This is a genomic window from Burkholderia arboris, assembly GCF_038723655.1.
Lineage (GTDB): Bacteria > Pseudomonadota > Gammaproteobacteria > Burkholderiales > Burkholderiaceae > Burkholderia > Burkholderia arboris.
Genome location: NZ_CP109822.1, coordinates 234,706 through 255,432, shown reverse-complemented (window position 1 = coordinate 255,432; position 20,727 = coordinate 234,706). Strand labels below are relative to the sequence as shown.

Genomic DNA, 20,727 nt, shown 5'->3' with positions numbered 1-20,727 from the left:
ACTGCATCGACTGCATTCACCGGTAGAGAGAAACCATCATGAAAAAACGTACGTTGCTCGGCATGCTCACCCCGTCCTCCAACACGTCGCTCGAACCGCTGACGAGCGCAATGGTCGCGGGCCTGCCGGGCGTGTCCGCGCACTTCGCGCGCTTTCCGGTTACCGAGATCTCGCTGACGGGCCAGGCGCTCGGCCAGTTCGACGACGACAAGATCATCCAGGCCGCGATGCTGCTCGCCGATGCGAAGGTCGACGTGATCGCGTGGAACGGCACGTCGTCGGGCTGGCTCGGCTTCGAAGCCGACGAGCGGCTGTGCGAGCGGATCACCGCGGCGACCGGCATTCCGGCCACCACGTCGGTGCTCGCGCTCAACGAGATCCTGAAGAAGACGAGCGCGCACGAGTTCGGCCTCGTCACGCCGTACCTCGACGACGTGCAGACGAAGATCGTCGACAACTATCGCCGTTCCGGGCTGAACTGCATTGCCGAGCGCCACCTGAACCTGAAGGTCAATTTCTCGTTCTCCGAAGTGACGGGCGACGAGATCGGCAACATGGTGCGCGAAGTCGCGGCGGCCGGCCCGCGCGCGATCTCGATCTTCTGCACGAACCTGAACGCCGCGCACCTGGTGCCGGCGCTCGAGGAGGAAACGGGCATCCCGATCTACGACACGATCTCGACCGTCGTGTGGAAATCGCTGCAGCTCGCCGACTACGACACGCGGCAGGTGAAGGGCTGGGGCCGTCTCTTCAACGAAGTGATCTGAGGCGCGCGCCATGTCGAACGATCTCGATTTCGTGATCCGTCACGCCGACGTCGTGACGGCGGCGGACCGGTTCTCGTGCGACATCGGCATCCGCGCGGGGCGCGTGGCCATGCTCGGCCACGGGCTGCCGCGCGCGCCGCGCGAGCTCGATGCGAGCGGGATGCTCGTGATGCCGGGCGGCGTCGATGCGCATTGCCACCTCGATCAGCCGATGCCCGACGGGCTGCGGATGGCCGACGATTTCCTGTCCGGCACGCGCTCGGCGCTGTGCGGCGGCACGACGACCGTGATCCCGTTCGCCGCGCAGGCGAAGGGGCAGTCGCTGCAGGCCGCCGTCGACGACTATCACCGGCGCGCCGAAGGGCGCGCGCTGGTCGACTACGGCTTTCACCTGATCGTTGCCGATCCGACGCCGCACGTGCTGGCCGAGGAGCTGCCGCGGCTGATCGCGAACGGCTATACGTCGTTCAAGGTGTACATGACCTACGACGACCTGAAGCTGAACGACCGGCAGATGCTCGACGTGCTGTCGGTCGCGCGCGAGCACGGTGCGCTCGTGATGGTGCATGCGGAGAATTCCGACTGCATCGGCTGGCTCACCGAGCGGCTGCTCGGCGACGGTCGCGTTGCGCCGCATTTCCATGCGCACGCGCGCCCGGCCGTGGTCGAACGCGAGGCGACGCACCGCGCGATCGCGTTCGCGGAACTTGTCGACGTGCCGATCCTGATCGTGCACGTGTCGGGCGCCGAGGCGATCGAGCAGATCCGCTGGGGGCAGTCGCGCGGGTTGCCGATTCTCGCCGAAACGTGCCCGCAATACCTGTATCTGACGGCCGCCGATCTCGGCCACGACGATCATGGCTATGAAGGCGCAAAGTGCGTATGCAGCCCGCCGCCGCGCGATCCGGCGAACCAGCAGGCCGTGTGGAAGGCGCTGAAGCAGGGCGTATTCTCGGTGTTCTCGTCCGACCACGCGCCGTTCAACTACGACGATCCGTGCGGCAAGCATCCGGGCGGGCAGGCCGTCTCGTTCGACCATATCCCGAACGGGATTCCGGGGCTCGAGACGCGGCTGCCGCTGCTGTTCGACGGCGTGCGTCACGGGCGGCTGTCGCTGCACCAGTTCGTCGAGCTGACGTCGCTGCGGCCCGCGAAGCTGTACGGGCTGTATCCGCGCAAGGGAACGATCGCGGTCGGCGCCGATGCGGACATCGTCGTGTGGGATCCGGACAAGCGGGTGCGGATCGCGAATGCGTCGCTGCATCATGCCGTCGACTACACGCCGTATGAAGGCATCGACGTGACGGGCTGGCCGTGCCATTGCCTGTCGCGCGGCGAATTGCTGGTCGAGGACGGCCGGCTGCTCGCGGCCGAGCCCGGGCGCGGGCAGTTCGTGCCGGCCGGCAAGCCGCGCCTCGATTGAAGTGAAGGCCCGCGCGATGGCGCGGGCGCAGGATTCGACAGGAGCAGTGATGAGCGTTTCCCACGCAATGCGCGGTATCGCGGCAGCAGCCGTCGTCGCCGGTTCGTGCGGCGGCCCGGCGCTGGCCGCAGGCGGCGCGCCGCAGGACATGCCGAGCGTCGTGCCCGAATCGGCCGGCGTCGATTCGGCGCCGCTCGTGCGGCTGTCGGCCTGGCTGCGCCACGACCGGATGGACGTGCGCAGCCTCGTCGTCGTGAAGGACGGCAAGATCGTGTTCGAGCGCTACGGCGACGGCCTCACGCGCGACCACAACTACGAGCTGTATTCGGTGACGAAGACGATTACCGCGCTGCTCGCCGGCATTCTCGACGGCGAAGGCAAGCTCGGCCCGTCGACGAAGGTCGCGCCGTTGATCGCGGCCGCGCGGCCTGATCTCGCGAGCGAACTCGCGGACAAGCGGGACCTCGAGCTGCGGCACCTGATGTCGATGTCGAGCGGGCTGCGCTACACGACGCGCGAAGGCACCGATCCGCTGTACTACGAAGCACCCGACCGGTTGAAAGTCGCCGTGACGAGCCGCGCGGCGCAGCCGCCCGGCACGCGGTTCGACTATATCGACGTGAACCCGGTGCTGGTGGGCACGGCCGTGTCGATCGCCGCGCGCGAACGCGAGGACGAATTCGCGCGCCAGCGGCTGTTCGAGCCGCTCGGCTTCGCGCACTACCGCTGGAGCGGCGCCGACGGCACGGGCGCGGTGGCGGGCGGCTGGGGCTTGCGGCTGCGCGCGGTCGACATGGCGAAGCTCGGCATGCTGCTGCTCGACCACGGCCAGTGGAACGGCAAGCAGGTCGTGCCGGCTGGCTGGGTCCGGCAGATGACGACGCCGTCGCCGGCCGCGGACGATTACGGCTACTACTGCTGGATTCACCACGTGGTCGAGCACGGCACGCCCGAGTTCGGCGCGATGGGCTTCAAGGGGCAGTTCATCACGGTGCTGCCTGAACAGCGCGCGGTGGTCGTGATGACGAGCCTGCTGCCGACCGACGGCGGGCTGCGCGATGCGACCTACCTGAACCTGTATCGCCGGATGGTGAACGACTATATCTTGCCGGCGCTCACGCCGGCGCAGCCGCCGGTCGAGCGTGCAGCGACGACGCAGGCGCTGCGCGACGAGCTGGCGCGCAGCCGCGAGACGAAGGGCGTGCCCGGCACGGCCGCCGCGTTCAACGATGCACCGGAGATTTGATGAGGATGACGAACATGATGGCCAGCCCGGATGCGTGGCTCGATGCGCGGCGGCCCGGATCGCGCGCCGTGCCTTGCGTGCGCCGGCTGCTCGCGCGGCTTGCGACGATGCTGATCGGCAGCGGTGCGCTCGCGCCGGTGCCGGCGATCTCCGCGGCGCACGCGGCCGCTGCATGGCCGCCGCTGCAAGAAACGGGTATCGAAGCCGCCGTGCCGGAGGACGTCGGCGTCGATTCGCGCAAGCTCGTCGAGTTGTCGCGCTGGATCCGCGAGCAGAAGCTCGACGTGTACAGCCTGCTCGTCGTGAAGGACGGCAAGCTGATCTTCGAGCGCTACGGCGCCAAGGCGTCGCGCGATGCGACCTACGAGTTGTACTCGGTGACGAAGGCCGTGACGTCGCTCGTCGCGGGCGTCCTGGTCGATCAGCGCGCCGTGCGGCTCGACGAACCGGTCGCCGCGCGGCTCGCCGCATGGCGGCCCGATCTGGCCGGCGCGCTCGCGGACAAGCGCGATATCGCGCTGAAACACGTGCTGTCGATGTCGAGCGGCTTGCACTACGACTTCAGCCCGAAGGACGATCCAATCTATTACACGGCGCCCGACCGGCTGAAGCTCGCCGCGTCGGCCGCGCCGAAGGTGGCGCCCGGCACCGCGTTCGAGTACACCGACGTGAACCCGATCCTCGCGGCGGCGATGTTGAGCGCGGCCGCCGGCGAGCCGGTCGAGCGCTACGCGCAGACGCACCTGTTCGGCCCGCTGGGCATGAAACGCGCGGCATGGGAGCGCGCGGATCGAACGGGGCTCGTGTCGGCCGGCTGGGGCCTGCGGCTGCGCGCGGTCGATATGGCGAAGATCGGCATGCTCGTGCTCGACGGCGGCCGCTGGCAGGGGCGGCAGGTTGTCCCGCAGCAGTGGATTGCGGAGATGACGACACCGCGCGTGTCGCCGCACTTCGGCTACTACTGGTGGATCAACAACATCGTCGAGAGCGAGCCTGAGCTCGGCGCGATGGGCTTCAAGGGGCAATTCATCACGGTGCTGCCGAAGCGCAATGCGGTGGTCGTGATGACGGGTGTGCTGCCGGTGGAAGGCGGGTTGCGCGATGCGGAGAACGTGAAGCTGTTCCGCCGGATGGTCAACGGCTACATCCTGCCGGCGCTCGATGGCGCGGCTTCTTCGGTGCAGGCTTCAGGCGGCGATGCGCGCGCTGCGCTCACGCGCGAGCTTGACCTGAGTGCGCACGCCGAAGGCGTACCCGGCACGCAGGTCGATCCGACGGATCTGCCGAAGTAGGTTGCGTGCGAGGTCCCGGTTCGCGTCGATGCGCGAGCCGGGACCACGTCACGTCACACCAGCTCGCCGAGGCAAGCGTCGAACTGCGCGACGAGCCGGTCGACATCGTCGGCCGTCGTCTTCGGGCACACCAGCATCATGTTGTGGAACGGCGTGATCAGCACGCCGCGATTCAGCAGATACAGGTGCACGATGTGTTCGAGTTCGCTGTCGAGCTGCGCGCCGGCGAACGTGCCGTTGCGTGGTGGCGTGGGGGTGAACTGAAACTCGGTGCGCGCGCCGATGCGCGTCACGCACCACGGCAGCCCGTGTTTCGCGATCGCCTGCTCGAGGCCCGTCGCCAGTCGCGCAGCGAGTTCGAACATGTGTGCATACGCGGCGTCGGTCGCGACTTCGGCCAGCGTCGCGCGCATCGCATGCATCGCGAGCATGTTCGCGGTGAGCGTCGTGCCGATGCCCGAATGGCCGGGCGGCGCGTTCAGCTTCGCCTGCTTCGCGCGTTCGGCGAATTCGGCGCTGAAGCCGTACACCGCGCACGGCACGCCGCCGGCGATCGGCTTGCCGACCACCAGCATGTCCGGTTCGAGATCGTGCGCGACCGCGTAGCCGCCGGGACCGCTGCTGATCGTGTGCGTTTCGTCGATCACGAGCAGCGTGCCGTAGCGGCGCGTCAGTTCGCGTGCGGCTTCCCAGAAGCCCGGGTCGGGCAGCACCATCCCGATGTTCGTCATCGCGGGCTCGGCGAGCACGCATGCGACGTCGCCATCCTTCAAGGCCGCCTCGAGCGCGGCCAGGTCGTTGAATTCGACGACGCGCGTGTTCGCGAGCAGGTCGTAGGACTGCCCGAGCAGGCTGTCGCGCTGCACCGGGCGGCCGTCGACGAGATCGACGAACACGTCGTCGACCGTGCCGTGATAGCAGCCGTTGAATACGACGATCGTGTTGCGGCCGGTGGCCGCGCGCGCCCAGCGCAGCACGAAGCGGTTCGCGTCGCTCGCGCTCAACGCGAATTGCCACACCGGCAGCTTGAAGCGGCGCGCGAGTTCGCGCGCGACCCAGGCGGCGTCTTCGCTCGGCAGCATCGTCGTGTAGCCGCGCGTGGCCTGTTCGACGAGCGCACGGGCGACCGGCTCGGGCGCATGGCCGAACATCGCGCCCGTATCGCCGAGGCAGAAATCGACGTAGCGATGGCCGTCGACGTCGGTGAACGTCGCGCCGCGCGCCTCCTTCACGACCAGCGAGAACGGGGTCGACCAGTCCTGCATCCAGTGCAACGGCACGCCGAACAGCAGGTGCTCGGACGCTTCCGCGGAGAGGGCACGGGAGACCGGCATGGCTTCGGTGAACGCTTGGCGCTCGCGATCGAACAGCGCGCGGGCGCGGATGAGGTCGACTCCGTGGCGGGAAGGCAAAGGCAGCTCCTGGGCTGTGAACAAGAGGAAACGATAGCGCGCGCGGCGGGGGGCTGAACAGACGCGGAATTACCGAGGCGGGTTGATGGCGGAATTCGCCGGCGCTTCCTATTTGATTTCAAGATGGAACAGGTGAACGAAAGCCGCACGAAACCGTGAAGGTTTTCATGGATGTCTAACGGGCTTTTCGTGGCCTATCGTTGTTGCATGTCATGGCGCGATGGGTTCGCGCGAGCACGCCAGTATTGGCCGGCGCGCGAATCCGGTAGGTGGTTGCGATCGAATCCGGCCGACTCGATCGTTCGCGCACGCGGCTGGACGCAGCGAATTCGACGGGGGCTTGCCGGCAAATTTCGGGATAGTTGGGTTCCGGAATTGCCTGCGACGGGACGGATTCGGGCGCCCGATTCCAACGCTCCAGAATGCGGGACCGCACAATGAAAATCCGAATCCATCTCGCCATACTCGTCGCCTGCAGCGCATTGACCGGCATCGCTCACGCAGGCTCGACATCGCCGCACGCGGTCGTCAAGAAAATCAGGTTGACCGCGCACATCGGTGACAGCCTGTTCGTGTCGAAGCCGGACAACTCCGCGTACGACGTGGTCGAGCTGAATGCGATGGACGGCACGCAGCAGACGTTCGCGACGACGCTGCCGCTCCGCGTGCGCGCGACGAATCCCGAGATCCACGTCACGTTGCTGCAGCCGCTGCGGCTGTCGAACGGCCGCGACGACATGGTCAACGCGAAGGTCGTGCTGATGGCCGGTGGCGCGGGCAACGCGGACATCGCGCCCGGTACCGCTCGCCCGATCACACTGGTGAGCCCCGGACACGACGGCTTCGACGGCTACGACGAAACCCGCAACGTGAAGATCAGCGCGCAAGCGCCGGGCGCAGGTGGTGCGGTTTCGACGAACGGGTGCTATCGCGGCGACCTCGTGCTGGTGTTCGAGCCGGCTGCTTCGGCGGGACGCGAGCCGGCAACGAAGGCCGTCGCGGCTGCTGACGAGTAGCGGAAATCCCCCGGCGGACATCTTCCGCCGGGTTTTTTAGTTAGAGTTTTTGCGCATAAACATACGACAACGTATCTCTAAAGGTGCACTTCCAGATGTGAGTGTGTGCCCACATTCATGGCATTAATTCAGTAAAAACAGGGTAAACGACAGATGTGTGTCGTGCTCCGATCGCGTCTAGACTGCGCAATGTAGTACGACGACGTATAAATCGTGATCCGCCGCCCGGCGCATCGATACCCCCTACACTGAAGGAGTGCCCATGGCCGCCTATCGCCGCCGTTCGTCTTCGTCTGCCCCGCCGCCCTCGTCGAGGCGGGTATCGCGTCGCGCCTTCATCGGCTGGACCGGCGCACTCGCCGGCGGCGCCATGCTCGGCGGACCGTTCGCGGCGACCCGGGCGCTGGCGGGAGGCGCCGTGTCCAATGCGTCGGCGGTCGATCTCGTGTGGGGCGAGCACGGCGCGGCGGCACGCATCGCCGCGTCGCTCGCGCATGTGTCGCGGCTCGCGCGGCGCGGGCGCGACTTCGACGTGACGCACTACGGCGCGCGCCCGTGCGCGACGGTCGCGCAGACGTCGCCGTACCCGGTGGCGAAATCGCCGGTCAGCCCGGGTTCCGAACTGACGACCGCGCCCGGCGCGTTCGATTCGCACCCCGCGTTCCTCGCGGCGATCGACGCGTGCCGGCGCGAAGGCGGCGGCCGGGTCGTCGTGCCGTCCGGCACCTGGTACTGCGCGGGGCCGATCGTGCTGCAGAGCAACGTCACGTTCCACCTGAGCGCGAACTGCACGATCTACTTCAGCCCGAACCCGGCCGACTACGCGAAGGACGGCCCGGTCGATTGCGGTGCGAACGGCCGCCTGTACTACAGCCGCTGGCAGGCGAACGATTGCCTGAACTACGGCGCGCCCGTCTATGCGCGCAACGCGACGAACATCGCGCTGACGGGCGAAGGCCCGACGTCGGTACTCAACGGGCAGGCGATGACGCCGTTCTCCGGCAGCGGCGCGAACAGCGTCTGCTGGTGGACCTACAAGGGTTCGTCGGGCGCGTACGGCGCAAGCGCGACGGTGCCGAGCCAGGCGTATGCGAATGCGAACAACGTCGACCTGCGGATCGTCGCGCCCGCGATTCCCGACGCGCTCTATGCGTTGCTGACGTCGCCGGTCACGCCGTGGCAGCAGGACCAGAACTATCTGCCCGCGCTGTCCGAGGCCGGCGTGTCGGTCGAGAAACGCATCTTCGGCCTCGGTCACTACCTGCGCCCGTGCATGGTCGAATTCATCGGCTGCACGAACGTGCTGATGGCGAACTACCAGACGCAGAACACGCCGTTCTGGCAGCACCATCCGACCGCGAGCCGCAACGTCGTGATTCGCGGCGTGACGACCAACAGCATCGGCCCGAACAACGACGGCTTCGATCCGGACGCCTGCACCGACGTGCTGTGCGAAGACTGCACGTTCAACACCGGCGACGACTGCATCGCGATCAAGTCGGGCAAGGACCGCGACACCGAATACGGCCCGGCGAAGCGGCACCTGATTCGCAACTGCACGATGAACAGCGGGCACGGCGGCATCACGCTCGGCAGCGAGATGGGCGGTGGCGTCGAGCAGATCTATGCGACGAACCTGTCGATGCTGAACGCGAACTGGCAGACCAACCCGCTGAACATCGCGATTCGCGTGAAGACCAACATGAATCGCGGCGGCTACGTGAAGGATTTCCACGTGAAGGGTGTCGCGCTGCCGAACGGCGTGACGCTGAAGGGCGGCGGCTACGGCAGCGCGCTGCTCGCGGGCAGCCCGGTCAACGCGAGCGTGCCGCTCGGCGTCGTGACGCCGTCGGCGGGCAATCCATCCGCGGCACAGGGCGGCATCGTCACGTTCGACTGCGACTACCAGCCCGCGAACGATGCGGTGCGCACGCGTCCGCCGGTCGTGCAGAACGTGACGATCTCGGACGTGAAGGCGAGCAACGTGACGCTGAACGGCGTGACCGCGTCGTGCTTCCAGGCAATCGTCGCGCAGGGGCCGGTCGCGTTCGACTACAACGGTACGCCGCCCACGCCTGCCGTGCAGCCGATCTCCGGCGTGACGATCAGCCACTGCGATTTCGGCACGCCGGTCGCGTCGGGCACGCCGACGGTCACGTCGCCGGGGCCGATCTATGCGTTCAACGTGAGCGCGATGACGCTGACGAACGTGACGATCGCCGGGCAGGCGGTCAACACGACGATCACCGACAAGCGGTGACGCGATGAGGTGACGGAGGCAAGGCGTTCGCGTGCGGGGTGGCCGGTCGAGGCACGCGAACGCAACCGCACCGGCAAGCGCACAAGCGAGCGAACGTGAACGCGTTACGCGAGCGTCTTCACCATGTAGTGCTCGTCGTAGAACTTGCCATCGACGAACATCGAGCGCGGTTCCGTACCGAACCGCACGAACCCTTGCGACGCATACAGCCGTTCCGCGTTGCCGTTGACCTCGTTCACGCACAGCATCAGTTGCTTGCATGCCCACGCCTGTGCGGCATGCCCGGTCGCGCTTTCGAGCAGCGCCTGCGCGATGCCCCGCCCGCGATACGCGGGATCGACGAACACGCCCCAGATCGTCGCCTTGTGCGCGATCTTCGCGCGCGCATCGCGGCGCACGCCGGTGATGCCGACGAGCGTATCGCCGTCGAATGCGCCGAACACTGCGCGCTCGTGGGTCGGCGTGATGCGCGTCGCGAACTCGTCGACCGGCACCTGCGATTCCTCGTCGAGCGTCGGCAGGAAGGACGTGGGCGCGGTGTCGACCGCACGCAGGCGAACGGTCTGGAAACGGGCGGCGTCGGCCGCATCGAGCAGGCGGGTCGTGATCGTCATCGGGTGAATTCCGGTTGAGGGTCGTGCATGCCGGCGCGGGCCGCTGCGGCCGCGGGATGCATCGTCCTTATCCTAATGGGAATCCGGATCTCGCGTGGCGCCATTCGGCGGAGTTTCGCGCTCGCCGTCAGATCGCGTCGCGCGGCCGCCGCGCATCGCCGTCGACGCAGCACGCGAGCACTTCGGCATCGGTGTCGCCGAGGCTCAGGTACACGTGCCCGACCGCGCTGTCGAAATACAGGCTGTCGCCGGCGCCGAGCCGGTACGCATGACCGTTCTCGAAGCGCAGTTCCAGCTCGCCGCTCAGGACGAACACGAACTCCTCGCCGCTGTGCCGGATGTAGTCGGCGAAGTCCGACAGCTTGCGCGCATGGATCCTGCCGCGCACGGGCACCATCCGCTTGCCCGTCAGGTCGTTCGCGAGCATCCCGTACGCGTAGTTCGGCGTGTCGTAGACCATCTGCTGGCCGGCCGGCGTGAACGACGGCGTCATCGCGCCGGCCGGCGCGGGCCGGCCGAACATCGTGTCGAAGTCGAGTGCGAGCGCATGCGTGAGCGCCGCGAACTTGTCGTAGGTGAGCGCGATGTCGCCGCGTTCGGCCTTCGAGATCGTCGACACCGCGATACCGGAACGCTCGGACAGTTGCGCGAGCGTCAGGCCGCGCGACTTGCGCGCGTCGCGCAGCCGCGCGCCGACCGTCTGGTGGTCGAGCTGCGGAGCGGCGGCGTCGGAGGGCGGCGGAACGGGAGCGGTGGGTTTGGGCATGCGGATACGAATGCGGCGTGAATACGGGTTTTGTCGTATACGAGAATAATTTTTCTCGTATATGATAATTTTCGTCGAAATCGCCGAGGTGGGCGTGACGGCCACTCTAGCATCGGACGGCGCGAAACTCGCGGCGCCGATGCGGCCGGCGCGAACGATGCGGGTACGGATCGGCGCAGCTCGCCCGTGCGGCGGCTGCCCGATCATGTACGTGCCGGCGGTTTTCCTTGTCATTTCCCCGGCCCGATGTGGCCGGGCACGCGAAGGTGCAATCCATGTCCAGTGAAATCAAACGTCTGCAGACCGGCCCGCGCATGAGCCAGGTCGTGATCGCGAACGGTTTCGTCCATCTCGCCGGCCAGGTGCCCGATACGGCCGGCGCGCCGATCGCCGTGCAGGCGACCGAAATCCTCACGCGCATCGACGCGCTGCTCGCATCGGCCGGCGTCGACAAGACGCGCGTGCTGACGGCCAACGTGTGGCTCAGCGACGCCGCGCATTTCGACGCGTTCAACGCGGTGTGGGACGCCTGGGTGCCGGCCGGCCACGCGCCGACCCGCGCGTGCGTGCAGGCGCTGCTGATGAAGCCCGGTCTCGACGTCGAGATCGCGGTGACCGCGCTCGCCTGACGCTCGCGTTGCCCGCCGCGAGGAATTCCCGATGACATTCGACACGCTCGTCCTGGGTGGCGGCATGATCGGCGTATCGGTCGCCGTTCATCTGCAACAGCGCGGCCTGTCGGTCGTGCTCGTCGACCGCAAGGCGCCCGGCAACGAAACGTCGCTCGGCAACGCCGGGTTGATCCAGCGCGAAGGCGTGTACCCGTATGCGTTTCCGCGTGGCTTCGGCACGTTGCTGAAATACGCATGCAACCGCTCGCCCGACGTCCGCTATCACGCCGGTGCGCTGCCGAAGCTGATCCCGTTCCTGTACCGCTACTGGCGCAATTCGCATCCGGCGCGCCATGCCGAGATCGCACGTGCGTATGCGCCGTTGATCGAACACTGCGTGACCGAGCATCGCGCGCTGATCGAAGCGGCCGGCGCCGGCGAATTGCTGCGTGAAGGCGGCTGGCTGAAGGTGTTCCGCACGGCGGCGACGCGCGATGCCGAAACGCGCGACGCCGAGCGCTGGCGCGCCGAATACGGCGTGACGTTCGACGCACTCGATGCGGCGGCGCTGCGCGACGCGGAGCCGCACCTGAGCCGCGCGCTGCTCGGCGCGCTGCGCTATACGGATTCCGATTCGATCAGCGATCCGAATGCGCTCGTCACGGCTTACGCGCGGCACTTCGAGCAACTCGGCGGCCACATCATGACTGGCGATGCGCTGACGCTGTCGGCCGCGAACGGCTGGCGTGTCGACACCGCGCAAGGCCCGGTCGACGCGCGCGCGGCGGTCGTCGCGCTCGGCCCGTGGTCGGACCTGCTGTGCGAACGGCTCGGCTATACGCTGCCGCTCGCGGTCAAGCGCGGCTATCACATGCACTACGCGCCGCAGCCGGGCGCACGGCTGCACCGGCCCGTGCTCGATGCGGACAGCGGCTTCCTGATTACGCCGATGACGCGCGGCATTCGCCTGACGACCGGCGTCGAACTCGGCGATCGCGACACGCCGCCCACGCCGGCCCAGCTCGCCGCCGTCGAACCGGTCGCGCGCGAGCTGTTTCCGCTCGGCGCACGTGTCGACGGCACACCGTGGCTGGGCCGCCGGCCGTGTACGCCCGACATGCTGCCCGTGATCGGCGCGGCGCCGCGCCACCGCGATCTGTGGTTCGCGTTCGGGCATGCGCATCACGGCTTCACGCTCGGCCCCGTGACCGGTCGGCTGATCGCCGACCTGATGACCGGCGCGCAACCGTTCGTCGATCCGGCGCCGTTTCGCGTCGAACGTTTCCTTCACGGCCGCTGAACCGGCGACCGTGCGCTGCAGCAGGGCGGCCGGCACACGACGCCGGCCGCTCCGTCCAGCGGCCGGCCCATCCGGCTCGCCGCAACGATCAACGACTGGAGACAACATGCAACAGCACACGATGCGGCGCGCGCTCGGCGCGCGCCAGATTTCGTTCATGGCGCTCGGCATGGCCATCGGCGTCGGCCTGTTCCTCGGCTCGGCGTCCGCGATCAAGGCGGCCGGGCCCGGCGCGCTCGTCGCGTACCTGATCGGCGGCGCGATGATCTTCCTGATCATGCGCGCGCTCGGCGAGATGGCCGTGCACCGGCCGGTGTCCGGCTCGTTCGGCGCGTATGCGTTCGAATACGTCGGGCCGTTCGCCGGCTACGTGGTCGGCTGGAGCTACTGGCTGCTGATGGTCGGTGTCGGCGTCGCGGAGACGACCGCCATCGGCATCTACATGGGTTTCTGGTTTCCGGACGTGCCGCAGTGGCTGTGGGTCGTGTCGGCGATCGCCGCGATCTCGGGCTTCAACCTGCTCAACGTGAAGGTGTATGGCGAGCTGGAGTTCTGGTTCGCGATCGTGAAGGTCGTGACGATCGTGCTGATGATCGCGGGCGGCGCGCTGATCGTGTTCACGGGGATCGGCCATCACGGCGAGCCGGTCGGGCTGTCGAACCTGTGGCGCCACGGCGGCGTGTTCCCGCACGGCGTGCTCGGTGTCGTGAGCGCGCTGCCGATCGTCGCGTATTCGTTCGCGGGCGTCGAGATGATCGGCCTCACGGCCGGCGAGGCGCGCGAGCCGCAGAAGATGATCCCGCGCGCGATCAACTCGGTGCTGTGGCGCATCCTGATCTTCTACGTCGGCGCGCTGTTCATCATCATGGCGCTGTATCCGTGGAATGAACTCGGCGAGCACGGCAGCCCGTTCGTCACGACGTTCGAATCGCTCGGGTTGCGGCAGGCGGCCGGCATCGTCAACTTCGTGGTGGTGACCGCGGCGCTGTCGAGCTTCAACTGCATCGTGTTCAGCGGGGCGCGCATGCTGTCGAGCATGGCGGAGAACGGCCTTGCCCCCGCGTCGTTCGCGGCGCTGAGCGCGAGCGGCTCGCCGTCGCGCGCGGTGCGGGCGACGGTGCTGTTCATGTCGGTCGGGGTGGTGCTGAACTACGTGATTCCCGCGCGGGTGTTCGGCTGGCTGATGTCGTTCCTGTCGTTCGACGTGGCCGTGATCTGGGCGATGATCGTGCTGACGCACATGCGGTTCCGGCGCGCGCTGGCCGCGCGCGGCGAGACGGTGGCGTTCCGCTTGCCGGGGGCCCCGGTCACGTCGTGGATCTGCCTGGTGTTCGTCGCGTTCGTGTTCGTGATGCTCGGCGTCGATCCGTCGACGCGCGGCTCGCTGGTGGCCGGTGCGGTGGTGATGGCGCTGATGGCGATCGCTTACCGGCGTTCGCGGCATCTGCAGGCCGCTGCGCGGTCGGCGCGCGTCGCACCCGGGGCCGGGCGCGTGTGAAGGCAACGCCGACGCCGCGCCGAATCCGCTGCGCCCGACGTCGAACGTCCGACGTGCGCGCGATCAGGTCACGCGCACGCCAGCGGCATCAATAACGCGACAGCTGGTTGCCGTTGATCTGCACGCGGTCGCCCGGACGCAGGTTGCCCGGCGACTGCACGTCGAACGAGCGCATCGAGCCGTCGCTGACCTGCACGTCGATCCGGTAGCTGCTCGGGCCTTGCGCGGCGCCCATCTGCTGGCCGATCTGGTTGCCTGCCACCGCACCGCCGAGCGCGCCGATCACGGTCGCCGCATCGCGGCCGTGACCGCGGCCGACCTGGTTGCCGAGCACGCCGCCGATCAGCGCGCCGACGACGGTGCCGGCCACGCCCGACGGGCCGACCGAGCCGTTGACCGGCTGGATGTTCGCGACGGTGCCGTATTGCGCGCCGTACGGGTTCGCGTATTGCTGTTGCTGATTGCCGTACTGGTCATACGGCTGCGTGCCGTACTGCGACTGGTTGCCATACTGATCGTACGGCTGCGGCGCCTGGTTCGGATACGCCGGCTGTTGCTGCACGTAGCCCGGTTGCGAATACGCGGGCTGCGCGTAGCCGGGCGTCGCGTATTGCTGCTGCGGATAGCCCGGTTGCGCGCCGTAGTAACCCGGCGCGACGCAGGCGGTCAGCGGAAGCGCCGCCACTGCGACGAGCGAGGCGAACAGAACGGTTTTCGTGGAGGGCATGCGCATCATGATGTTTCCTGCATCGGCGACGTGTCCGCCGATGGATTCCCGTCACGGGTGGCGAACTCGGCGTGAGTATAAGGAATGGCCGGATGCACGTCCGGTGCGGCCGGGTAACAACGTGTAAAGTCTGTTGCCGCGTAAATCGCCGGTCGGGCGGGGCGTTCGAGCCATCGCCAGCAAGGGCGCGAAGCGGCTTCCGGTCATCCGGGTGCCGGCCATGCGGCCCGCGCGTTTCAGGCGGCCAATCCGTCGTTTTCCCCTGCGATCGAACCCCATCGCCGCGCCAGGCCCGGCGGGCATGCGCGCCACACATCGCGAAATCGAATGCGCGGCATCGCGACATTTAATTGGCCTCGGGCGGTACCGTCCGATATCGTGGCCGCATTCCCTGCCGATGGTCGCGCCGCGCCGGCTGCGGTTCCTTCCCCTGTCCGCGCCGGTGTCGCGCAGCGACCGCCCCACATTCCAAGCCATGACCGAACGTATTTTCATCAACGCCGTCGATGCCGGCGGCCAGCCCATCAACCTCGTCGTCCGTGACGGCCGCTTTACCGCGATCGGCGCCGATTGCGCAGCCGCGCCGGGCGCGGAGACGATCGACCTCGACGGCCGCGTCGTGCTGCCCGGTTTCGTCGACGGTCACATCCACCTCGACAAGAGCTTCGTCGGCGATCGCTGGGTGCCGCACGAATCGGTCGGCTCGCTGCGCGAGCGGCTCGCGGTCGAGAAGCGCCAGCTCGCCGCCGCGCCGCCGATCGTCGAGCGCGCCAACGCGCTGATCGCGCAGGCCGCCGCGTTCGGCACGATCGCGATGCGCAGCCATGTCGACGTCGATGCGACGACGGGCCTGTCGAACCTGCAGGCCGTGATGGCCGCGCGCGAACAATGGCGCGGGATCGTCGACATCGAGCTGGTCGCGTTTCCGCAGGCCGGCGTCGTGACGTGCCCGGGCACCGCCGGGATTCTCGACGCAGCGGTGCGCGAAGGCGCGGACGTGGTCGGCGGAATCGACCCGACGACGCTCGACGGCGACGCTGACGGCCAGCTCGACATCGTGTTCGGCATCGCCGAGAAGCGCGGCGCGAAGATCGACATCCACCTGCACGAGCCGGGCGAAACCGGCATCGCGCAGCTGCTGCGGATCGCGGCGCGCACGCGCGCGGCCGGGCTCGGCGGGCGCGTGAACGTGAGCCATGCGTACGCGCTCGGCGAGGTGAGCGATGACGACGTGCAGCGCACTGCCGCGGCACTGGCCGAAGCGGGCGTGTCGATCCTGACGAACGCGCCGGGCGACTGCGCATTCCCGCCGGTGCAGCAACTGCGCGGCGCGGGCGTGCACGTGTTCGCGGGCAACGACAACATCCGCGACGCGTGGTGGCCGTACGGCAACGGCGACATGCTGCAGCGCGCGATGATGGTCGGCTACCGGTCGGGTTTCTACACCGACGAAGCGCTCGGCATCGCGCTCGACATGGCGACGCACGCGGGCGCGCGCGCGATCGGCAAGGAACACTACGGCATCGCGGTCGGCTGCGACGCGAGCTTCGTCGCGGTGCGCGCGCCGAACGCGGCCGCCGCCGTCGCGGGCGTGCCGGCCGAGCGCTGGGTATTCCGCCGCGGCGAAAGCGATACGGGCGCGCCGTTCGCCCCGTCGCTGCGCTTCACGCGCTGACCCATTGACCGGCGGCACGGCATGCGCCGTGCCTGCTTCGCACTGACCGACCTCACCGGAACCGACATGACGAACCTGCTGATCCGCAACGTCCGCACGAGCGCCGACACGGCGCTCGACATCCTGATCGAAGGCGACCGCATCGCGCGCGTCGGCCCGTCGCTCGACGCGCCTGCGGGCTGCGCGATCGAGGACGGCGCGGGCGCGCTTGCGCTGCCTGGCCTCGTCGAAGGCCACACGCACCTCGACAAGACCCATTGGGGGCTGCCGTGGTATCGCAACCAGGTCGGGCCGCGCCTCGTCGACCGCATCGAGAACGAACGCCACTATCGCGCGACGAGCGGCCACGACGCGGGTGCCGCATCGCTCGCGCTGGCGCGCGCATTCCTCGCGGCCGGCACGACGCGCATCCGTACGCACGTCGACGTCGATACCGAAGCGGGGCTGCGCCATCTGCACGGCGTGCTCGCGACGCGCGAGACGCTGCGCGGGCAGGTTGAAATCCAGATCGTCGCGTTTCCGCAATCGGGCGTGCTCAAGCGGCCGGGCACCGATGCGCTGCTGTCCGACGCGCTCGGCGCGGGCGCCGACCTGCTCGGCGGGCTCGATCCGTGCGCGATCGAAGGCGATCCGGTCGAGGCGGTGGACGTGCTGTTCGCGATCGCCGAGCGCCACGGCCGCGGGCTCGATATCCACCTGCACGAGCGCGCATCGATGGGCGCGTACTCGCTCGACCTGATCCTGCAGCGCACGGCCGCGCACGGCATGCAGGGGAAAGTCACGATCAGCCACGGCTTCTGTCTCGGCGATATCGCCGAACGTGAGCGCGATGCGCTGCTCGCGCGGATGGCCGAACTCGGCGTGGCCATCGTCACGACCGCGCCGGCGGCGGTGCCGGTGCCGTCGGTGGTCGCGTGCCGCGCAGCGGGGGTGACGGTGATCGGCGGCAACGACGGCGTGCGCGACACGTGGTCGCCGTACGGTTCGCCCGACATGCTCGAACGCGCGATGCTGATCGGCATGCGCAACGATTTCCGCCGCGACGATGCGCTGGAAGTCGCGCTCGACTGCGTGACGCACAGCGCGGCGCGCGGCTGCGGTTTCGCGGATTACGGGCTGCAGCCGGGCAGCCGCGCGGATGTCGTGCTCGTCGACGCGCTGACGTTCGCCGAGGCCGTCGTCGCGCGGCCGGTGCGGCGTCTCGTCGTGTCGTCCGGGAAGATCGTCGCGCGCAACGGCGCACTGGTCTGAGCGTCGCGTCGCCCCGGTATGATCCGGTTTTCAGCCGGATCTCCGGGGAGACGACGATGCGACGCACGACAGCGGCACGGGCCGCACGATGGATGGCGGCGACCCTGTTCGCCGTGACGGCCGCGCATGCGGTGGCGGCCGGCCCGGCGGACGCGCAGCAGGAAGCCAGCCGGCGGACGGTGCTCGCGTTCTACGAGAAAGGCCTGAACGAAAAGGACGCCGACGCCGCGCTCGCGTATGTCGGCGATCGCTACGTGCAGCACAACCCGAATGCGGCCGACGGCCGCGACGGCTTCCGCAAGTTCGTCGCCTTTCTGCGCGACAAATACCCGCAGTCGCATAGCGAGATCAAGCGCTCGTTCGTCGACGGCGACTACGTGATCCTGCACGTGCATGCGGTGCGCGAACCGGGCACGCGCGGCAGCGCGATCATGGATATCTTCAAGCTCGAGAACGGCAAGCTCGTCGAGCACTGGGACGTGAACCAGCCGGTGCCCGAGCAGGCCGCGAACGGCAACACGATGTTCTGATGCAAGCGGGGCGCAGCACGCCGCGCCCGGCTCCCTGCTGCCGAATGAAACACGCAGCGCCTACTGCCTCTCGAGTTCCAGCATGGCCGCGAGCGTCTTCGTCAGTTCGCTGACCATCGGGTCGGCGGTCGGCCGGTGCAGGATCGCGATGTCCATGTTCTCGATCGGCTCGAAGCCCTGTTTCGCGGTCAGCACGACGTGCTCGTCGGTCACCACGCGCGCGGGCAGCACGCTGATGCCGAGCCCGTCCGCGACGGCGGCCTGGATGCCGCTCAGGCTCGACGTCGTGAAGCTGATCCGCCAGCGGCGGCCGCGTTCCTCGATCGCCTTGATCATGTCGTCGCGGTAGAGCCCGCGCGGTGGAAACACGACGATCGGCACCGGGTCGAGATCGATCGACGGATGCTTCGCGCTGTCGATCCAGCGCAGCTTCTCGGGCCAGCGCACGACGGCTTCGCGGCTGTCGCGCCGCTGCTTGATCAAGACGAGGTCGAGTTCGCCGCGGTCGTATGCGGCGCTGATGTCACGGCTCAACCCGCACATCACTTCGAGCTTGACCTGCGGATGCTCGCGCTTGAACGCCGCGAGCGCGTGCGTCGTCCGGCCCGCCGCGAAATCGTCGGGCACGCCGAGCCGGATCGTCAGCGCGACCGTCGCGCCCGACAGCGCTTCCAGCATCTCGTCGTTCAGCGCAAGCATGCGCCGTGCATAGCTGAGCACTGTCACGCCCGCATCGGTCGGCCGCACGTCGCGCGTACCGCGGTCGAGCAGGCGGTGGCCGGCGATTTCCTCGAGCCGGCGCACCTTCTGGCTGACCGTCGACTGCGTCGAATGCAGGCGCGCGGAAGCCGTCGTGAAACTGCCGCAGTCGGCGACCATCACGAGCGCGCGCAACAGGTCGATGTCGAACAGGGGTCTATTCATTTCTGCACTTCTGTGGATTCGAACATTTCATTTCCAAATGCCTGCGACGACTTTTAACATGACCGGACGCCGCGGGCAATCGCGGTTTCGCCGGACCCGGCGCGGCGTGGTGGGGTGCCGTGCCGGCGCCTGACGCATCGCATCGGCCGCGCATCGGCGTGCGCGGCGCGCAAGGAGGAAACGGGATGTTTTTCAAACGGATCGCGATCGTCGGCTCGTTTGCGTTGACGACGCTGACGTCGGCCGTGGCCGCCGCCGACGGCGGCGCGCCCGAGAACCGGCTGCGCAGCGCGGCCGACCGTGGCGACGCGGGCGAAGTGCGCACGCTGCTCGAGCACGGCGCACAGATCGATTCGCGCGACGGGCAGGGCCGCACCGCGCTGCTGATCGCGACGCACGGCAATCACGCCGAGGCGGCGCGCGTGCTGATCGACGCGGGCGCGGACGTCAATGCCAAGGATGCGATCCAGGACAGTCCGTACCTGTATGCGGGGGCGCGCGGCTATCTCGACATCCTGCGGATGACGCTCGCGCACGGCGCCGATTTGCGCAGCACGAACCGGTATCGCGGCACCGCGCTGATTCCTGCGTCGGAGCGCGGCCATGTGGAGACGGTGCGCACGCTGATCGATGCGGGCGTGAACGTCGACCACGTGAATCGGCTCGGCTGGACCGCGCTGCTGGAGGCAATCATGCTCGGCGACGGCAGCGAGCGCTTTGTGCGGATCGTGCAGTTGCTCGTCGACGGGCACGCGGACGTCGATCTGGCCGATTCGAACGGTGTGACGCCGCTGCAGCATGCGCGGCAGCGCGGGTATGGCGCGATCGAGCGGGTGCTGGCGGCGGCGGGGGCGCGGTAGGGTTTAGCGGGGGCAGGAAGGTACTGCGGTTGGATCCACACTTTCCGATAGAGGTGCAGCGCCTGCGACCATGCGGCAAGGTTTTTCCAGATGGACCGCAGCGGGGTGCCAGAGCGTTCCGCGGCTTCCTCGGCCGCCTGCACGACGACGGGTAGCGGCACCTCGTCGAGAATGACGGCGAACTGCGATGCATACCCTGCCGGGATGTGCCCGGTGGCCAATGCGTCGACCAGTCGCTGCTCGGTCAATTCACCTTTGCAACTGACGTTTGCACTCACGACGGCCTTGTAGAGGTCCTTTTGAGCGGGCCGCGCACGGGTCACGAGTTCGATGCCGAGCAATGCGAGCAACGGAATCAGCTTGTTGATGCCGAGCTCGTTGAGCTTGCCCGATTCGAGCTGGTTGACGGTGAGGCGAGACAGCCCGGCGAGCTTGGCCAATCGGGCCTGTGTGAGGGCGAGTTCCGCTCTCCGTTTCGCCACGGCCTGACCGATCTCATTGAGTTGCATGCGGGCCCCCAGGCACGGATTCAGCAGCGCATGAATATAAGGGCTA

Annotated in this window: 18 protein-coding genes and 1 pseudogene; 13 read left to right on the top strand and 6 right to left on the bottom strand. The window is 68.2% G+C overall.

The window, feature by feature from the left end:
• The first annotated feature begins 38 nt into the window (after nt 1-38).
• From OHZ10_RS18330 to OHZ10_RS18315, 4 genes are read left to right on the top strand one after another with little or no spacing between them, the layout of a single operon-like run.
• Complete coding sequence (locus OHZ10_RS18330; protein WP_059238419.1) at nt 39-767, top strand: maleate cis-trans isomerase family protein; 729 nt, start codon at nt 39-41, stop codon at nt 765-767.
• A 10-nt stretch (nt 768-777) separates the two neighbouring features.
• Complete coding sequence (gene hydA / locus OHZ10_RS18325; RefSeq protein WP_342705496.1) at nt 778-2,190, top strand: dihydropyrimidinase; 1,413 nt, start codon at nt 778-780, stop codon at nt 2,188-2,190.
• A gap of 49 nt (nt 2,191-2,239) precedes the next feature.
• Entirely contained in the window at nt 2,240-3,436 is a 1,197-nt protein-coding gene (locus OHZ10_RS18320; protein WP_342705495.1) for a serine hydrolase, read from the top strand.
• Nucleotides 3,436-4,728: a serine hydrolase gene (locus OHZ10_RS18315; protein WP_342705494.1), complete on the top strand. Its 1,293-nt coding sequence runs from the start codon at nt 3,436-3,438 to the stop codon at nt 4,726-4,728. The genes OHZ10_RS18320 and OHZ10_RS18315 overlap by 1 nt, the downstream gene beginning before the upstream one ends.
• A gap of 53 nt (nt 4,729-4,781) precedes the next feature.
• Here the strand turns inward: OHZ10_RS18315 and OHZ10_RS18310 are convergent, their stop codons facing one another.
• A complete protein-coding gene (locus OHZ10_RS18310; RefSeq protein ID WP_174991683.1) occupies nt 4,782-6,140 on the bottom strand; it encodes an aspartate aminotransferase family protein in 1,359 nt (452 codons plus the stop codon).
• 437 nt (nt 6,141-6,577) lie between these two features.
• Between OHZ10_RS18310 and OHZ10_RS18305 the strand changes: the two genes are divergently transcribed.
• Both OHZ10_RS18305 and OHZ10_RS18300 read left to right on the top strand, forming a co-directional pair.
• On the top strand, nt 6,578-7,156 hold the full coding sequence (locus OHZ10_RS18305; RefSeq protein ID WP_342705493.1) for a hypothetical protein: 579 nt from the start codon (nt 6,578-6,580) through the stop codon (nt 7,154-7,156).
• Between the two features lie 262 nt (nt 7,157-7,418).
• Nucleotides 7,419-9,416 (top strand): glycoside hydrolase family 28 protein, encoded by a 1,998-nt coding sequence (locus OHZ10_RS18300; RefSeq protein ID WP_342705492.1) that lies wholly within the window; start codon nt 7,419-7,421, stop codon nt 9,414-9,416.
• 104 nt (nt 9,417-9,520) lie between these two features.
• On the opposite strand, the gene OHZ10_RS18295 is transcribed toward OHZ10_RS18300, so the two are convergent.
• A complete protein-coding gene (locus tag OHZ10_RS18295) occupies nt 9,521-10,030 on the bottom strand; it encodes a GNAT family N-acetyltransferase (protein ID WP_342705491.1) in 510 nt (169 codons plus the stop codon).
• Nucleotides 10,031-10,157: 127 nt separating this feature from the next.
• Entirely contained in the window at nt 10,158-10,796 is a 639-nt protein-coding gene (locus OHZ10_RS18290) for a helix-turn-helix domain-containing protein (RefSeq protein ID WP_059238429.1), read from the bottom strand.
• A gap of 275 nt (nt 10,797-11,071) precedes the next feature.
• On the opposite strand from OHZ10_RS18290, the gene OHZ10_RS18285 reads away from it, so the two are divergent.
• The 3 genes from OHZ10_RS18285 (at nt 11,072) to OHZ10_RS18275 (ending at nt 14,205) form a co-directional block, all read left to right on the top strand.
• Entirely contained in the window at nt 11,072-11,425 is a 354-nt protein-coding gene (locus OHZ10_RS18285; protein WP_059238431.1) for a RidA family protein, read from the top strand.
• Between the two features lie 31 nt (nt 11,426-11,456).
• Nucleotides 11,457-12,707 (top strand): FAD-dependent oxidoreductase, encoded by a 1,251-nt coding sequence (locus OHZ10_RS18280; protein WP_342705490.1) that lies wholly within the window; start codon nt 11,457-11,459, stop codon nt 12,705-12,707.
• A 106-nt stretch (nt 12,708-12,813) separates the two neighbouring features.
• Nucleotides 12,814-14,205: an amino acid permease gene (locus tag OHZ10_RS18275; RefSeq protein ID WP_256087048.1), complete on the top strand. Its 1,392-nt coding sequence runs from the start codon at nt 12,814-12,816 to the stop codon at nt 14,203-14,205.
• 88 nt (nt 14,206-14,293) lie between these two features.
• Here the strand turns inward: OHZ10_RS18275 and OHZ10_RS18270 are convergent, their stop codons facing one another.
• Complete coding sequence (locus OHZ10_RS18270; RefSeq protein ID WP_342705489.1) at nt 14,294-14,941, bottom strand: glycine zipper 2TM domain-containing protein; 648 nt, start codon at nt 14,939-14,941, stop codon at nt 14,294-14,296.
• 466 nt (nt 14,942-15,407) lie between these two features.
• Between OHZ10_RS18270 and OHZ10_RS18265 the strand changes: the two genes are divergently transcribed.
• The 3 genes from OHZ10_RS18265 (at nt 15,408) to OHZ10_RS18255 (ending at nt 18,388) form a co-directional block, all read left to right on the top strand.
• Nucleotides 15,408-16,607 (top strand): amidohydrolase family protein, encoded by a 1,200-nt coding sequence (locus OHZ10_RS18265; RefSeq protein ID WP_059238438.1) that lies wholly within the window; start codon nt 15,408-15,410, stop codon nt 16,605-16,607.
• Nucleotides 16,608-16,673: 66 nt separating this feature from the next.
• Nucleotides 16,674-17,858: an amidohydrolase family protein gene (locus OHZ10_RS18260; RefSeq protein WP_059240870.1), complete on the top strand. Its 1,185-nt coding sequence runs from the start codon at nt 16,674-16,676 to the stop codon at nt 17,856-17,858.
• A 56-nt stretch (nt 17,859-17,914) separates the two neighbouring features.
• Nucleotides 17,915-18,388 (top strand): nuclear transport factor 2 family protein, encoded by a 474-nt coding sequence (locus tag OHZ10_RS18255; protein WP_342705488.1) that lies wholly within the window; start codon nt 17,915-17,917, stop codon nt 18,386-18,388.
• Nucleotides 18,389-18,448: 60 nt separating this feature from the next.
• Here OHZ10_RS18255 and OHZ10_RS18250 read toward each other — a convergent pair whose 3' ends face one another.
• Nucleotides 18,449-19,312 carry a LysR family transcriptional regulator gene (locus tag OHZ10_RS18250; RefSeq protein WP_059238442.1) on the bottom strand — a complete coding sequence of 288 codons (864 nt, stop codon included), beginning with the start codon at nt 19,310-19,312 and terminating at the stop codon, nt 18,449-18,451.
• Between the two features lie 185 nt (nt 19,313-19,497).
• Here OHZ10_RS18250 and OHZ10_RS18245 point away from each other — a divergent pair, with 185 nt between their 5' ends.
• Nucleotides 19,498-20,172 carry an ankyrin repeat domain-containing protein gene (locus OHZ10_RS18245; protein WP_174991678.1) on the top strand — a complete coding sequence of 225 codons (675 nt, stop codon included), beginning with the start codon at nt 19,498-19,500 and terminating at the stop codon, nt 20,170-20,172.
• Between the two features lie 335 nt (nt 20,173-20,507).
• Here OHZ10_RS18245 and OHZ10_RS18240 read toward each other — a convergent pair.
• A pseudogene (locus OHZ10_RS18240) lies at nt 20,508-20,681 on the bottom strand (helix-turn-helix transcriptional regulator); the annotation flags it as partial.
• Between the last annotated feature and the right edge of the window lie 46 nt (nt 20,682-20,727).